16 protein-coding genes are annotated in these 13773 nt (G+C 68.2%); 9 read left to right on the top strand and 7 right to left on the bottom strand.

Features of this window, described 5'->3' with window-relative positions:
* On the bottom strand, nt 1–957 hold a 957-nt coding region (locus N0B15_RS11820; protein WP_263019915.1), incomplete at its 3' end, for an archaea-specific SMC-related protein.
* Between the two features lie 105 nt (nt 958–1062).
* Here N0B15_RS11820 and N0B15_RS11815 point away from each other — a divergent pair.
* Both N0B15_RS11815 and N0B15_RS11810 read left to right on the top strand, forming a co-directional pair.
* The gene (locus N0B15_RS11815; protein WP_263019914.1) at nt 1063–2106 is read left to right on the top strand and encodes a zinc-dependent alcohol dehydrogenase; all 1044 of its coding nucleotides are present in this window, start codon (nt 1063–1065) and stop codon (nt 2104–2106) included.
* Between the two features lie 113 nt (nt 2107–2219).
* On the top strand, nt 2220–3551 hold the full coding sequence (locus N0B15_RS11810) for a glycerate kinase type-2 family protein (RefSeq protein ID WP_263019913.1): 1332 nt from the start codon (nt 2220–2222) through the stop codon (nt 3549–3551).
* Nucleotides 3552–3600: 49 nt separating this feature from the next.
* On the opposite strand, the gene N0B15_RS11805 is transcribed toward N0B15_RS11810, so the two are convergent.
* From N0B15_RS11805 to N0B15_RS11790, 4 genes are all read right to left on the bottom strand, one after another.
* Complete coding sequence (locus tag N0B15_RS11805) at nt 3601–4602, bottom strand: Gfo/Idh/MocA family protein (protein WP_263019912.1); 1002 nt, start codon at nt 4600–4602, stop codon at nt 3601–3603.
* A 125-nt stretch (nt 4603–4727) separates the two neighbouring features.
* Entirely contained in the window at nt 4728–5714 is a 987-nt protein-coding gene (locus N0B15_RS11800) for a formylglycine-generating enzyme family protein (protein ID WP_263019911.1), read from the bottom strand.
* A 54-nt stretch (nt 5715–5768) separates the two neighbouring features.
* Nucleotides 5769–6842: a Gfo/Idh/MocA family protein gene (locus N0B15_RS11795; RefSeq protein WP_263019910.1), complete on the bottom strand. Its 1074-nt coding sequence runs from the start codon at nt 6840–6842 to the stop codon at nt 5769–5771.
* A 352-nt stretch (nt 6843–7194) separates the two neighbouring features.
* Nucleotides 7195–7581, bottom strand: a complete 387-nt coding sequence (locus N0B15_RS11790) for a hypothetical protein (protein WP_263019909.1) — start codon at nt 7579–7581, stop codon at nt 7195–7197.
* A gap of 119 nt (nt 7582–7700) precedes the next feature.
* Here N0B15_RS11790 and N0B15_RS11785 point away from each other — a divergent pair, with 119 nt between their 5' ends.
* The 4 genes from N0B15_RS11785 to N0B15_RS11770 all read left to right on the top strand — a co-directional run bounded on the left by N0B15_RS11785 (nt 7701) and on the right by N0B15_RS11770 (nt 9973).
* Nucleotides 7701–8024 carry a DUF5783 family protein gene (locus tag N0B15_RS11785; protein ID WP_263019908.1) on the top strand — a complete coding sequence of 108 codons (324 nt, stop codon included), beginning with the start codon at nt 7701–7703 and terminating at the stop codon, nt 8022–8024.
* Nucleotides 8025–8154: 130 nt separating this feature from the next.
* Entirely contained in the window at nt 8155–8517 is a 363-nt protein-coding gene (locus N0B15_RS11780) for a NifU family protein (RefSeq protein WP_263019907.1), read from the top strand.
* Nucleotides 8518–8623: 106 nt separating this feature from the next.
* A complete protein-coding gene (locus tag N0B15_RS11775; RefSeq protein WP_263019906.1) occupies nt 8624–9208 on the top strand; it encodes a conditioned medium-induced protein 4 in 585 nt (194 codons plus the stop codon).
* A gap of 78 nt (nt 9209–9286) precedes the next feature.
* Nucleotides 9287–9973, top strand: a complete 687-nt coding sequence (locus N0B15_RS11770) for a CRISPR-associated protein Cas4 (protein WP_263019905.1) — start codon at nt 9287–9289, stop codon at nt 9971–9973.
* 51 nt (nt 9974–10024) lie between these two features.
* On the opposite strand, the gene N0B15_RS11765 is transcribed toward N0B15_RS11770, so the two are convergent.
* Nucleotides 10025–10609, bottom strand: coding sequence for an L-threonylcarbamoyladenylate synthase (locus N0B15_RS11765; RefSeq protein ID WP_263019904.1), 585 nt, complete (start codon nt 10607–10609; stop codon nt 10025–10027).
* Nucleotides 10610–10735: 126 nt separating this feature from the next.
* Here N0B15_RS11765 and N0B15_RS11760 point away from each other — a divergent pair, with 126 nt between their 5' ends.
* From N0B15_RS11760 to N0B15_RS11750, 3 genes are all read left to right on the top strand, one after another.
* Nucleotides 10736–12091 carry a hemolysin family protein gene (locus N0B15_RS11760; protein WP_263019903.1) on the top strand — a complete coding sequence of 452 codons (1356 nt, stop codon included), beginning with the start codon at nt 10736–10738 and terminating at the stop codon, nt 12089–12091.
* Nucleotides 12092–12148: 57 nt separating this feature from the next.
* The gene (locus N0B15_RS11755) at nt 12149–12622 is read left to right on the top strand and encodes an Lrp/AsnC family transcriptional regulator (protein WP_263019902.1); all 474 of its coding nucleotides are present in this window, start codon (nt 12149–12151) and stop codon (nt 12620–12622) included.
* Nucleotides 12623–12783: 161 nt separating this feature from the next.
* Nucleotides 12784–12975 carry a hypothetical protein gene (locus N0B15_RS11750; RefSeq protein ID WP_263019901.1) on the top strand — a complete coding sequence of 64 codons (192 nt, stop codon included), beginning with the start codon at nt 12784–12786 and terminating at the stop codon, nt 12973–12975.
* Here N0B15_RS11750 and N0B15_RS11745 read toward each other — a convergent pair whose 3' ends face one another.
* Entirely contained in the window at nt 12976–13749 is a 774-nt protein-coding gene (locus N0B15_RS11745) for a hypothetical protein (protein ID WP_263019900.1), read from the bottom strand.
* Nucleotides 13750–13773 lie beyond the last annotated feature (24 nt).

The following is a 13773-nucleotide window of genomic DNA, read 5'->3' as shown; positions in this document are numbered from 1 at the left end:
GTCGGTCAGGTCGCCGCCTTCGGCGCGCGCCTCGCCGAGGTCGATGCCGCCCTCCTCGAGGCGCTCCTCGTTGAAGCGGATGACGCTCTGGAGGTCGTTGAGCGTGGTGTCGAGTGCGCGTTTGCGCTCTCTGAGTTCCTGCACTCTTCCCTCCAGACGGGCGGGCGAGTCGGTCTCCTCACCGCCGATGGTCTCGAGTCGCTCTTCGAGCTCTTCGCGCTCGCGCTCGAGTTCACTCCGGGCCTCGCGTTCGGTCTCGAGGTCGAAGCGGGCCGACTCGAGGCGCTGGCGGGCCCGGCGGAGGTCGGCGAAGGTCCGCTCGAGGTCGGATTTCTTCGCCTGGCTCTCCTCGACGTCGGCGTCGAGTTCCTCGAGTTCGGTCTCGACGGTCTCGAGTTCGGCTTCGAGGTCGGCGATTTCGTCGTCGAGACCGACGCGCTCGGCTTCGAGTTCGGGCAGGCGCTCGGCGAGGCGCTCGAGGTCGGCCAGTTGCTCGTCGATATCGCGCTTTTCGGTCTCTAAGAGGGTGATCTGGGCCTGAATCTCGTCGGTGTCGATCGGCCGCATGATCAGCTCGCGCAGATCGTCCCCCCGGCCCACGGCCCGGCGCGCCTCGTTCGACTCGAGCAAGAAGGCGAAGAGATCCGCCAGTTCGGCGTCCTCGAGGTAGGGATCGCCGTCGAAGACGAGGTGGCCGTTTCGCCGGCTGATCGAGCGCGTGTACGTATTCTCGCCGAAGGCGAGGGTGGCACTGCCCTGGTCGGCGTCGCCTTTCAGCGAGGGGCGGTCGCTGCCGAGGGCGGCCATGATCGCCTGGAGAAACGAGGTGCGGTTCGTGGCGTTGCGCCCGGTGAGGACGTTGACGCCCGGCTCGAGTGAGACCGTCGTCCGGTCGATGCCGCCGATGTTCTCGGCAGTGACCGCTACCGGTGTCTCGAGCGGGTCTGAGACAGACATACGTAGCCGTAATCCGCTCGAGATATTAAAGCTGGTGCGTCGATGGCTGGCGGTGGATGGCCGGGAGCCACAGGTTGATATGATTCGGCGAGAACTACTCGTCAAATGCGTGGACTCGCGAAAGTGGCACGGACCGAGGGGGCGATGGAGTTACGCGACCTCGAGCGCCCGACACCAGGACCGGAGGAGGCACTGATCGACGTCGACTACGCCGGACTCTGTGGCAGCGACGCGGGAATCTACCGGTTCAAGTCGGCGTTCGAGCGGATGGAGCTACCGACGGTCATCGGCCACGAGTACACCGGCCGCGTCGTCGACGTCGGTGACGCGGTCACACAGTTTTCGGTCGGTGACCGGGTCGTCGAGCGGCCGATCCGCGGCTGTGGTTCGTGTTACCAGTGTTCGATCGGGGCGGAGAACGTCTGTCGGGACGCCCAGATCACGGGCGTCGACCACGACGGCGCGTTCGCGGGCTCACTGGCCGTGCCCGAGACGGCGCTCCACCCCGTTCCCGACGCACTCGAGGAGGCACACGCGGCGCTGGTCGAGCCGACGAGCGTCGGCGTCCGGGCGGTCGTCGAGAACTCCCGGGCGCGGGCGGGCGACCGGGTGCTGGTCGCGGGACCGGGACCGATCGGCCTGCTGACGGCCCAGGTCGCCCGCGCACAGGGCGGGTCGGTGCTGGTGGCGGGCGTCGAGCGCGACGAGACCTACCGCCTCCCGCTCGCCGAGGAACTCGGCTTCGAGACGGTCGTCGTCGGCGGCGAGGCGCTCGAGTCCGCACGCGAGCGCCACACGGACGGGATCGGCTACGACGTGGTCTTCGACACCACCGGCCACCCCTCGGGGCTGACGATGGCAGCGACGGAGGTCCGGAAAGGCGGCCAGATCGTCCTCGTCGGCCAGACCGGCGAGACGACGATGGCCTACTCGCCGCTGGTGCGCGCCGAAGTCGACCTCCAGTGTTCCTACGCCTCGACGTACGAGGACTTCGAGCGCGCGATCAGGCTGCTCGGCGACGGGCGTGTCGACGGCGAGACGATGCTCGACGAGCGGTTCTCGCTGCTCGAGGCCGACGCGGCGTTCGAGGCGTTCCTCGCCGGAGAGACGTGTAAACCGGTGTTCGACGTGGCCGAACTCCGCGAGTGAGCAGCGGCGAGACGAGCGGATTGGATGAGCGAAACGGGTGAGACAGGTGGGGTGGGCGAAATGGGTGGATGGGCGGGCAGGTATTTTGTCGGTCGGCGACAGTGGGAGAGACGATGATCGACGACCGGGCGGCCCTCGGCGGTGACGAGCGACGTGAGACCGTTCTCGAGTGTCTCGAGCGTGGCGTCCGCGCCGCCCACCCCGAGACGGTGATCGGACGCGAACTGACCGTCGAGGACGGCGTTCTGAGAGTTGGGGGAGCGACCTACGGTCTCGAGCGCGACGGCCGGGTGGTCGTCGTCGGGGGCGGGAACGCCGCGGGTGCGGCCGCGCTCGCGCTCGAGGAACGTCTCGGCGAGCACCTGCAGGAGGGCGTCGTCGTCTCGGACGAGGCGCTCGAGACCGACCGGCTGAGCGTCCTCGAAGGGGCACACCCGCTGCCGGGCGAGGCGAACGTCCGCGGTGCGAGGGAGGTGGTCCGTCTCGCACGCGAGGCGGGGACCGACGACCTCGTGATCGTCCTCGTGACCGGCGGTGGGAGCGCCCACCTCACCCAGCCTGCAGACGGCGTCTCACTCGAAGCGCTCCGTACAGTCACCGACCGGCTGCTCGCCGCGGGCGCACCCATCGGCGACCTCAACGCGGTCAGAAAGCACCTCTCGCGGCTCAAAGGCGGCCAGCTCGCTCGGGCCGCCCACCCCGCGAGCGTCTGTGCGCTGGTGTTCAGCGACGTGGTCGGCGACGACCTCGAGACGGTCGCGAGCGGTCCCGTCTCGCCGGATTCGACGAGCTACGCCGAGGCGCTGGCGGTGCTCGAGCGCTACGGCGTGGATGCCCCCGACGCGGTCCGTCGCCACCTCGAGTCTGGCGCGGCGGGAGACCTCGCGGAGACACCGGGACCCGACGATCCGGCCTTCGAGCGCGTCGACACCCACGTACTCGCGAACGGCCGGACCGCGCTCGAGGCCGCCAGAGCGTGTGCGAGCGAGCGCGGCTACGCGAGCGCACTGCTCTCGACGCGCGTCCGTGGCGAGGCGCGGGAGGTGGCACGCGACCACGTCGCCATCGCCGAGGAGTGTGCGCTGTCGGGTGAGCCGTTCGAGCCGCCGGTCGTCCTCGTCTCCGGCGGGGAGACGACGGTGACCGTCGCGGGCGACGGGTCGGGCGGGCCGAACGCGGAGTTCGTCCTGAGCGCGGGGACCGAACTGGCCGACTTCCCGGGGGCGGTCGTCGTCGGCGCGGTCGACACCGACGGCGTCGACGGCGCGAGCGAGACCGCCGGAGCCATCGTCGAGAGCGGCGAGGTCGACCGCGAGGCGGCCCGAGCAGCGCTCGCAGCCAACGACGCCTCCGGCTACTTCTCGAGGTACGGCGGCGTGGTTCGGACCGGCCCGACGGGGACGAACGTCAACGACCTTCGCGTCCTCCTGGTCGGCCGCGAGTGAGGAGGCGCGTGAGCGGGGCGAGTGAGAAGGGCGAGTGAGCGAGAAAATGTTAGACGCGGTCGACGGCGACCGAGTCGCCGGTTTCTGCGGCCTCGTAGATGGCGTCGAGGAGGGCGCTCACCCGGCAGACGTCGGTGACGGTCGCCGGTGGCTCTGCGCCCGCGTCGATCACGTCGACGAAGGCGTCGATCGTCCCGCGAGCGGACTCGTGGTCGACCTCGAGCGGCGACTCGGCCCCCGCGGCGTCGATCAGCGTCGCCGTCGGGCGGTCCCAGTCGCGCGCGCTGAGTTCGAACGCGCCGTCGTCGTCCCAGATCCGGAGTCGCTCGCGCTCGGTCGCGGCCGTGGCGGTGTCGGCGAGGCTGGCGAGCGCGCCGTTCTCGAAGCGGATCGTGACGGCCGCCTGGGTGTCGATGTGGCGCTCGTCGTCGTAGAAGGTCATCTGCGCGGTGACGCGCTCGGGGGTCAGACCGGTCATCCAGAGGAGCGACTCGAGGACGTGCGTGCCGACGCTGAAGAGGTGGCCCCGGCCGCCGAGGTCGGGGTCGAGTCGCCAGTCGGTTCCGCGCTCGAAGTGGTGGTGCCAGTTCTGGGTGAGTTCGCCCGTGACGAACGTCGGTTCGGCGTCGCCGTCGTGCCAGCGGTCGTAGCCCGCGCGAAACGCCGGGTCGAGGTGGCGCTGGTAGCCCGCCATCACCGTCGCCTCGCTGGCGTCGGCGAGTGCGGCGAGCGTCCGTGCCTCCGCGAGGTCGCAGACGACGGGTTTCTCACAGAGGACGTGACAGTCGCGCTCGAGCGCCCGGCGAAGCTGTGGCAGGTGGAGCGCGGGCGGCGTCGCGACGATCACGCCGTCGGGGTCGGCCGCCTCGTAGCAGTCGGCGTCGGTCTCGAAGCAGGCGTCGCTCTCGAGGCCGAAGGTGGCGGCGGCCTCGGTCCGGGCTGTGGGGTCGACGTCGGCGACAGCGACGAGCGTGGCCGTCGGGTGGGCGTCGACAGCGTGGGCCAGGTGGGTGCCGAAGCCGCCCGCACCGACGAGGGCGAGCCGGGTCATGGCCGGCCACCTCGGGGCACCGTCGGCTGGTCGAGTCGAATCCCGCGCGTCGTCACCGTCTCGAGCGCTCGCATACCCGAGTCGATACGCGAGCGCACATCACGGTTTCGGCAGGGACCGCTGGGTCAGGGCTCGACGACGACCCGGAAGCCGACGTTGCCGCTCGAGCTATCGGGCGTGTTCTGGCTGCGGGCGGCGAGGCGGTAGCGGTTACACCAGGAGTCGTGACAGAGGTAGGAGCCGCCGCGCATCGACTTCGCGTCGCCGTCTGCGGGTCCGGTCGGGTTCGCGTCGGCACTGGTCTCGTGGTAGTCGGGGTCGAACCAGTCGCGACACCACTCCCAGACGTTGCCGACGACGTTGTACAGGCCGTAGCCGTTCGGGCCGTAGGCGTCGACCGGTGCGGTCCCCTCGTAGCCGTCGGCGGCGGTGTTGTGGGTCGGAAACTCGCCCTGCCAGACGTTACAGCGGTGCTCGCCGTCTGGCTCGAGGTCGTCACCCCACGGAAAGTGGGTGCGCTCGCGTCCGCCGCGGGCGGCGTACTCCCACTGGGCTTCGGTCGGGAGGCGCGCGCCCGCCCACTCGCAGTAGGCGACGGCGTCGTTCCAGGAGACGTGGACGACGGGGTGAGAGAGGCGGTCGCGAACCGACGAGCCCGGTCCCTCCGGGCGGAACCAGGTCGCGCCCTCGACGCCGGCCCACCACTCGGCGTCGCCCGCGGTGCCGACGGTATCTGCCTCCTCGGTGGGGAAGTCGGCGAAGACGAACGACCAGCCGTAGCGCTCGGCGTCGGTCGTGTAGTCGGTCGCGCGGACGAACCGGTAGAACTCGGCGTTGGTGACGGCGTGGGCGCTCACGGCGAACGGCTCGAGCGTCACCTCCCGGGCGGGACCCTCGCCGTCTTCGGGGAAGCCGACGTCGGTGTCGGTGCCCATGGTGAACGAGCCACCCGGCAGCGAGCGCAGGCGTCGCGAGTCGAGCGGGCTTGCGGCGTCCGGTGACGGGCGCGCGGTCGCCTGGGCGCTCGAGCGGGCGTCAGTGGCCGGGTCACTCGAGCGGTCGCCGGCGTCGTCCCGGCCGGGCGAGCAACACGACGGGCGGTCGTCAGTCATCGTCTCGAGTAGCGACCCGCGGCGGGTTAACGGTTCGCCCACCCGTCCGCACGCCTAGGTGTCGGGCGTCAGTTCACCGGCGTCGACCAGTTCGGTCAGGGCGTTGCCGCCGTCCTCGAGCGGGAGCGAGAGCCGTTCGCGGCGGCGGGCGGAGGCCCAGGCGGCGAAGATGATCTCGGTGGCCCGGAGCGCCTTCGCGGCCGAGGTCTCGGGTTCGCGGCCGGAGTCGAGGGCGGCCAGCACGTCCTCGATGGCGAGGGTGATCAGCGGCGTCTCGCAGTCGGCGTCGGGCGACTCCTCGCGCCAGCCGTCGGTCTCGTCTGCCCGGTAGCGGAGGCTGGCGTCGGTGCCGTCGGGGTTGATCTCGATGGTTCCGGCGGTGGCGAGCAGGCGCTGTTCACAGCCGACGAGGTCCGCACCGGAGCCGTGGCCCGTCGAGGCGAGCGCGTGGACGCCGTTCCCGTAGCCCCAACAGGCGAGCGCCTGGTTCTCGTTGTGGACGCCGTAGCGGACGTCCGCCTCGGTGTAGTGGACCTGCCCGAACACCCACTCGGCACCCCGCTCGCCCGCGAACGCGTTCGCCAGGTCGATCAGGTGTGAGCCGTAATCGAAGAGGTTCTTCCCGCCGACTTCGACGCGCTCGAGGTCGCCGATCGCCCCCGACTCGAGCAGGTCACGTGCGCGTACCCACTGCGGGCCGAAGCGGCGCTGGTGGTTGAAGGTGAGCTGAACGTCGGCGTCGGCGGCGACGGCGGCCATGCGCTGGCTCTCGGCCCAGGTGTGAGCCATCGGCTTCTCGCAGTGGACCGCGAGCGGGACGCCCGACTCGACGGTGCTGACGACGAGGTCGGCGTGGGTCGGCACCGGCGTACAGATGCTGACGACGTCTGGCTCGAGTTCCGCGAGCATCGTCTCGTGGTCCTCGTAGACGCTCGAGTCGGGCAGGTCGAACGCTACGGCGAAGTCGGCGGCGTTCTCACGGACGATATCCGCACAGCCGACCAGGTCGCTCGCCTCGCAGTCCCGGTAGGCTACCCCGTGTCTGTAGGCCATCGCGGCGCTCTCCCCCCAGACCGGGTTGTCGGGTTCCGGACCCGTCCCGATGACCGCTGCCGTGTACTGACTCATCCTCGAGTGCTCGCGGTCACGATTCCTAAACGTTTCCGTTCGGTGAGAACACTCGGTTCGCGGACCCGGGCCGTCACCGGCCAAAAGGTCATCTTCAGACACATGATATGGGAAATATGATTTCTCCAGAGGTGACGAGGTTCGTAGGGAGAGACCACGTCAGCCGGCCGGTGAACGCGACGGCCACGGAGTGAGTTTCTGCGCGAGACGAAAAAGGAGATGGAGAGAGCCGCCCCGGAGACGCTGGACGAGCGCGGGTCGGAACACCCCCACCGCTGCAGAGCCTCGTACGGATGGTTAGTGTCTGTGTGAAGTTAATTTCCGCTACGTGTACTCGATCGGGTGTTTTCTCTCACGGCGTGTCCGACGGTTCGGGGACGCGGTCACAGAGCGAGATGCGTTCGAGGACGCGACGGACGTCGAAGGGGCTCTCGAGGGTGTCGGTCTCGTCGTGCAGTCGCTGCATCGACTCGCGGAGGGCGAGGAGGGCGGCACGGCGAGTCGAAACGCACCCGATCACGTCGCGGAAGGGGAATTCGCCGGCGAGGTGACGGCAACGAAGCTCCCAGGGGCGCTCGAGACCGACCGCCGGGTGGACCCGCTCGCCGTCGGTCCGGGCGGCGACGAGTTCGATGGGGAGACGACTGTACCGGTAGGCGATATGCGCCCCCTCGTGTGCCGCGAGCCCCCACCCCGGAGGGAGTGTCTCGAGTGGGAGTGGCTGCTGGTCCGGATGCATTAGTCCCTGGAAATGGTACTCGGAGGCGTGTACCTTCGGCTTGCGATAGCAGCCCCGGAGTAGCGGCGGCCGTCCAATCGTCCGATTTTTGTGCTCGCTTCGCCTCCATTCGGGCACCGATGGCCGATTTCGACCCCGAGAAGTTCGAGGACAAGTACGTTCACTACTTCCCCGAACTCCAGCAGGCGTACAAGAACGCGTTCAACCGGATGAACGACCGCTACGACTCCCAGCTCGTCCACGCGATCGACCAGCAGGTGCTCAACGAGAGCGAGCCGTTCTACGTCGGCGAGGACGAGCAGGCGTTCCGCATCGAACTCCCCGACGACCCCTACGAGCGACTCACGGGCGTCCTCGCCGACGAGGAGACCTTCGAGACGGTCCTCGAGACGCACGTCGGGGAGATCGAAGGCGAACTCGAGCGGATCTTCGGCGTCGCCTGATAGGGTCGGTTGTAACGGTTTATCGATCAATCGCAACGGTGTGTCGCGATTGAGGGTGCAACGACTTACAACCGACCCTATGAACGGGTACGACGGAAGGCCTAAGGAGGCGCACACCCAAGGCGGATACATGAGCACGGACGCCCAGAACGACGGCGACGACCTCGAAGAGCGCGTGGTGAACTTCCTGCGCCGGAACTTCCCGCAGATCCAGATGCACGGCGGCAGCGCGGCGATTCAGGACATCGACCGCGAAAGCGGCGAGGTCTCGATCGCCCTCGGCGGCGCCTGCAGCGGCTGTGGCATCTCGCCGATGACGATCCAGGCGATCAAGAGCCGCATGGTCAAGGAGATTCCCGAGATCACGGCGGTCCACGCCCACACCGGCATGGGCGATGAAGAGATGGGCGGCGGAGGCGGTGCGAGCCCCTCCTTCCCCGGCGAGACCGTCGACGACGGCGAGACCGACGAAGGCCCACAGGCACCGTTCTGAGGCGAAACGCGCCGGCGGTTGGGCGCGAACGCGGGCGTAACCCTCGTGATTTTCCCAACGTATCTGGCAACAGGGTTAAATAGTCCCCCGTCGCCAGATTCCCTTCATGAACGAAAAAACCGCGGAGCTTCGGGACATCTTCGCTAGCGTCACCGACGGTGAGGCGACGGTGACCGAGTCACAGCAGGACACCCGCGGCACCCTCGAGCAGGACGAGCGAACCATCGAGGAGCGTCTCGAGACCGTCATCGCGCGGATGCGTGAGCGCTACGAGTTCGAGTCCGCCCTGTCCGAAAGTGAGCTTCGGGCCGTCGCCAGGGGGTTCTACGAGGGTGCGAGCGACGCGGAGATCGCCGACGACCTCGGTACCGACGCGGAGACCGTCTTCGACGCCCGACTCTCGTTACACCTCGTGAGCGACGAGGACGCCGACGGCGTCGACCTCGTCACCGTCAGAAAGCACGACGACGCGACACTCGCCGACGAGTTCGGCGTCGACGAGGAGCGCATCCGCCGCTACCGCCGGGTTGCGGCCGCGAGAGACGAGTCTCGAGCGGCCAACGACCGCTACCGCGACGAGTTCGACAGCACCCTCGACGACGCAGACCTCAGCGCGCGGATGGCGAAGGACCTCCGCGAGGACGGACTCGCAGACGCCACCGACGGCATGGAGACGGACGTCTCGTTCTGAGACCGGGCGTACCGTGTCGGTCGGTGGCCGCTCGAGCGGAGAGGGTTTTTGTACGATGACGGGGCCAGATCCCGTGTCGTGTCGACACCGCTCGTCGCCTTCAGTGACCTCCGAACCGCCGCCTACTGCCCGCGGGCGTACTACTACCGACGCCGAGAGCGCGCCGACTCCCCCGCGGCGGTGCCAACCGAGGTCTCGCGTGTTCGTGCGCTCGCGACGCGCTATCGCGACCTGCTGACCTGCCCGCTCGAGGCGCTCGCGGACGAACCCATCGCGCTCGAGCCGCGGGCCTACCGGCGCGCACTCGAGGAGACCCGCGGGCGCTTCGAGGAACACGGCGAGTGGGAACGGCTGTGTGAGCCCCGCGAGTGTGACCGGCTGGTCACCGGCCGGGAGTGTCGCGGTGTGATTCAGAAAGTGCTCGAGGGGCCGCTCGCCCCGTCGCTCGTCTCGGCGGGTCGGCCGCCCGAACGCGGCGTCTACGCCACCCAGACGGTCCACGCCGTCGCCGCGGCGAAGGCGCTGGCGTGGGAGACGAAGACCCCCATCGAAATCGCCTACCTCGAGTATCCGGCCTACGGCGTGATCAGGCGCGTTCCGCTGACGACGCGACGCAAGGCCCAGTACCGGCGGACTCTCCGGACGGTTCGCGCCGTCGACGGGCCGCCGCCACGGCTCGGGGACACCGCGAAGTGTCGCGCCTGCGAGTACGCCGAGACGTGTGGCGTCCGGACGCGGACGCTGCGGTCGTTACTCGAGCGGTGAGGGTGTGTTGGTGGCGAGTGTGTGCCGTGTGCTCGAGCGCTGAGGTGTCTATCAGTGTTCGGCGAGCCAGCGTTCGATCGCGCCGGCGTGCTCGCCACGGCGGAGGATCGTTCCGCTCGAGACGTCGACGACGGTGCTCTCGCCGCCGGGCGTCTCGCCGCCGTCGAGGACGACCGCGGTCTCGCGGATTGCGGGGTCGAGGTCGGCGACGCGGCGGGCGTTCGCCTCGCCGCTGCGGTTCGCGCTGGTCGCGGTGATCGGGAGCGGGGCGACCCGCTCACAGAGGGCGAGCGCGAGGTCGCAGTCGGGAACGCGGACGCCGACGCGCTCGCGGCCGCCGGTGACGGCGTCGGGGATCGACTCGCGACGCGCACAGAGGACGGTCACCGGCCCCGGGAGAAACGCCCGCATGAACTCGCGCTCGCGGTCGGTCGCGTCGACGTAGGTCAGGGCGTCCTCGACGCTCGAGAGGGCGATCGAGACCGGCTTCGAGCGGTCGCGGCCCTTAAGCGCGAACAGTCGGTCGACGGCCGCCGGGTCGAGTGCGTTCGCGGCGAGTCCGTAGACGGTCTCGGTGGGGTAGACGACGAGGTCGCCCGCCTCGATCGCCGCACCAGCGGTTTCGAGGTCACTCATTGGTGGCGGTCGTCGCGGGATCGGGAAAAACGTAGCGTGTTCCGAGCGGACAGGGCGGCCACCCGGGGCCAGAACGTCGAAAAAGCGGAAAGCGTTAATCGGCCGGGTGATAAACGGGGGTAGTCAATGGAACTGGTTTCGCTCCTCGAGATCGCCCTCACGGCCTACGAGGTCCCGGTGGTGGGGACCGAACTCGAGCAGTCGACGGTGACGGTGCTGGGAGTGGTCGCGGTCGCCGTGTTGATCGCGCTGTCGGGCTTTTTCTCCTCGTCCGAGATCGCGATGTTCTCTCTGCCGAAACACCGCGTCGAGGGGATGGTCGAGGAGGGAATCCAGGGGGCGACCCGGGTGAAGGCGCTGAAAGACGACCCCCACCGGTTGCTGGTGACGATCCTGGTCGGGAACAACATCGTCAACATCGCGATGTCGTCGATCGCGACGGCCGTCCTCTCGATTCACTTCGGCGGTCTCCTGGGAGTGGTCCTCGCGACGTTCGGGATCACCGCCATCGTGTTGCTCTTCGGTGAGAGTGCCCCGAAGTCCTACGCCGTCGAGAACACCGAGACCTGGTCGGTACGGATCGCGAAGCCGCTGAAGGCGACCGAGTACGTCCTGTTGCCGCTGGTCGTCGTCTTCGATTACCTCACCCGACAGGTCAACAAGGTGACTGGCTCGAGCGGGGCGATCGAGACGCCGTACGTCACCCGGACCGAGATCCAGGAGATGATCGAGTCCGGCGAGCGCGAGGGGGTCCTCGAAGAGGACGAACACGAGATGCTCCAGCGGATCTTCCGGTTCAACAACACGATCGTCAAGGAGGTGATGACGCCGCGACTGGATATGACGGCGGTGCCGAAAGACGCCGCCATCGACGAGGCGATCGAGACCTGTATCCAGAGCGGCCACGCGCGCATTCCGGTCTACGAGGGGAGTCTCGACAACATCCAGGGCGTGGTCCACATCCGCGATCTGGTTCGCGACCTCAACTACGGCGAACGGACGGATCTCGCCTTAGAGGACCTGATTCAGCCGACGCTACACGTCCCCGAGTCGAAGAACGTCGACGAACTGCTCGCCGAGATGCGCGAGGCGCGCATGCACATGGTGATCGTCATCGACGAGTTCGGCACCACTGAGGGGCTGGTGACGATGGAGGACATGATCGAAGAGATCGTCGGCGAGATCCTCGAGGGGGGCGAGGAAGAGCCGATCGAAGAGATCGACGAGCGGACCGTCCTCGTCCGCGGCGAGGTCAACATCGAAGACGTCAACGAGGCGCTCGAGATCGACCTCCCCGAGGGCGAGGAGTTCGAGACCATCGCCGGGTTCATCTTCAACCGCGCGGGTCGGCTGGTCGAAGAGGGTGAGGAACTCACTTACGACAGCGTGCGGATCACCGTCGAAGACGTCGAAAACACCCGGATCATGAAGGCCAGGCTGACGAAGTTCGACGAGCCGATCGAGGAGGCGAGCGAGGAGTAGGGTATCGGCCCACGCGCAGGTCCCTAACTATATGGATGGAAGTGGACAGCTCACCGCATGCGTGAACTCGACGACGTCGATCGAGGAATCTTACACGTGCTGCAAGCGGACGCCAGGGGAGCGACCGCCGCGGAGATGGGAGACCGTGTCGGCGTCTCACCGAGTACCGTCCGCAACCGGATCGGCCGCCTCGAGGAGGCAGACATCGTGCGAGGATATCACCCGGATATCGACTACGAACGGGCGGGCTACCAACTCCAGATGATGCTCCTGTGTCGAGCACCGGTGAGCGAACGCTCGGCACTCGTCGAGAACATCATGCGCGTCCACGGCGTCGTCGCCGTCCGTGAGATGCTAACCGGGACGGTGAACGTCCACATCGAGGCGGTCGGCGAGAGTTCGGATGCCGTGGACAGAATTACCGGTGAGGTCACGAGACTCGGTCTCGAGATCGAGTCGGTCGACCTCGTCAAGCGCGTACACGTCCGGCCGTTCAACCACTTCGGTGAGCTGAGAGCCGAAGACGGCTGACGGGCGAGTCGAAGAAATCGAGCAGGGTCTGAGAGATCCGCCAATCGAGAGGGCGAATGTTGCGAAAGGCGCAACACGAGTGGCGCGAATCTCGCAATCGCTATTCTCCGAGGGTGCGTAGAGGTACCAATGATTGCGGAAACGGCAGTCGGAGGGGAGTGATGGCACACCGGGACGACGTGACGAAGGTTGCAGCGGTGTGCGATCACTGTGAGGCGGTGTACGCCGCGAGACAGTGGCCGAATGGGACGATCCGCGTGATCGGACGCACGAGGTGTCGCTGTGGCTCGGAGTCGTTCACCGCCCTGGGGGAGACCGGCGACACGGGAGCGGCCGGTTCGGGTGCCGAGTAACTACGTCACCGGGCCAACGCGGCTCTCGAGTTCGTGGGCGACTCGTGGGGGAACCACCAGCCGCCGTGGGCCGGCGACGTACTGGCCGTCCGGCTGGTCGTAGGCGAGCGTCAGGACCGAGACGTCGCCGACGTCACGGCTCGAGACGGCGACGAGCGTCTCGAGTTCGATCGCTGCCTCGGGGTCGTGGAGGTAGAGGACGCCCGCTTCGAGGTCGAGCGTGCCGACCGACTGGAGAAACGAGGAGAGAACGAGTGCGATCAGCGCGAGCGGGAGCGTCGCGGCGGCGAGACCGGTGAACGGGCCGGCACCGGTGGCGAGGAGGTCGCCCTGGGCAACGAAACGGCCTGCACCGATCAGCCCGCCGATGACGGCACCCATCACGACCGTCCCGACGGCAGCGTCCATCGTCCGCCGGAGGGCTGCATCGGACGGCGGTGTGAGCGGCAGCGAGCGCGTGAGTCGCTCGAGTCTGCGTTCGGTGTTGCCGGCGGCCGCCAGTGCGAGGATGGTCGCGGCCAGACCACCGAGTGCCGCGAGCAGCGTGGCCTGTACGAGCGTCAGAGACGTCGTCGAGAGAGCGAGCGTCGACGGATCGGCCGACGGGAGGGCGACGGTTTCGTCACCGATCTGGCCAGCCAGTCCGAACAGTCGCCAGAAGACGATGAGTGAGATCATCGCGAAGAACGTCCCCGCGCCGAGCGCCCAGAGCGCGCGAACGGTCCGCGAGGTCGTGGCGTCACGTCGCCAGTGAACCGTTCGTGACTCGTCCATACTCGGTGTCGCTCTCGAGCGAAT

Origin of the sequence: Natronobiforma cellulositropha, from assembly GCF_025629245.1 — an archaeon.
Classification (GTDB): domain Archaea; phylum Halobacteriota; class Halobacteria; order Halobacteriales; family Natrialbaceae; genus Natronobiforma; species Natronobiforma cellulositropha.
This window is presented reverse-complemented; position numbering and strand designations above follow the sequence as displayed.

Bases quoted from the DNA above. Each gene is read 5' to 3' on its own strand.
- N0B15_RS11760 (WP_263019903.1), top strand. From the start codon at position 10,736: ATGGAACTGGTTTCGCTCCTCGAGATCGCCCTCACGGCCTACGAGGTC.
- N0B15_RS11805 (WP_263019912.1), bottom strand. From the start codon at position 4,602: ATGACCCGGCTCGCCCTCGTCGGTGCGGGCGGCTTCGGCACCCACCTG.
- N0B15_RS11765 (WP_263019904.1), bottom strand. From the start codon at position 10,609: ATGAGTGACCTCGAAACCGCTGGTGCGGCGATCGAGGCGGGCGACCTC.
- N0B15_RS11790 (WP_263019909.1), bottom strand. From the start codon at position 7,581: ATGCATCCGGACCAGCAGCCACTCCCACTCGAGACACTCCCTCCGGGG.
- N0B15_RS11780 (WP_263019907.1), top strand. From the start codon at position 8,155: ATGAGCACGGACGCCCAGAACGACGGCGACGACCTCGAAGAGCGCGTG.
- N0B15_RS11755 (WP_263019902.1), top strand. From the start codon at position 12,149: ATGCGTGAACTCGACGACGTCGATCGAGGAATCTTACACGTGCTGCAA.
- N0B15_RS11810 (WP_263019913.1), top strand. From the start codon at position 2,220: ATGATCGACGACCGGGCGGCCCTCGGCGGTGACGAGCGACGTGAGACC.
- N0B15_RS11795 (WP_263019910.1), bottom strand. From the start codon at position 6,842: ATGAGTCAGTACACGGCAGCGGTCATCGGGACGGGTCCGGAACCCGAC.
- N0B15_RS11775 (WP_263019906.1), top strand. From the start codon at position 8,624: ATGAACGAAAAAACCGCGGAGCTTCGGGACATCTTCGCTAGCGTCACC.
- N0B15_RS11745 (WP_263019900.1), bottom strand. From the start codon at position 13,749: ATGGACGAGTCACGAACGGTTCACTGGCGACGTGACGCCACGACCTCG.
- N0B15_RS11815 (WP_263019914.1), top strand. From the start codon at position 1,063: ATGCGTGGACTCGCGAAAGTGGCACGGACCGAGGGGGCGATGGAGTTA.
- N0B15_RS11750 (WP_263019901.1), top strand. From the start codon at position 12,784: ATGGCACACCGGGACGACGTGACGAAGGTTGCAGCGGTGTGCGATCAC.
- N0B15_RS11800 (WP_263019911.1), bottom strand. From the start codon at position 5,714: ATGACTGACGACCGCCCGTCGTGTTGCTCGCCCGGCCGGGACGACGCC.
- N0B15_RS11785 (WP_263019908.1), top strand. From the start codon at position 7,701: ATGGCCGATTTCGACCCCGAGAAGTTCGAGGACAAGTACGTTCACTAC.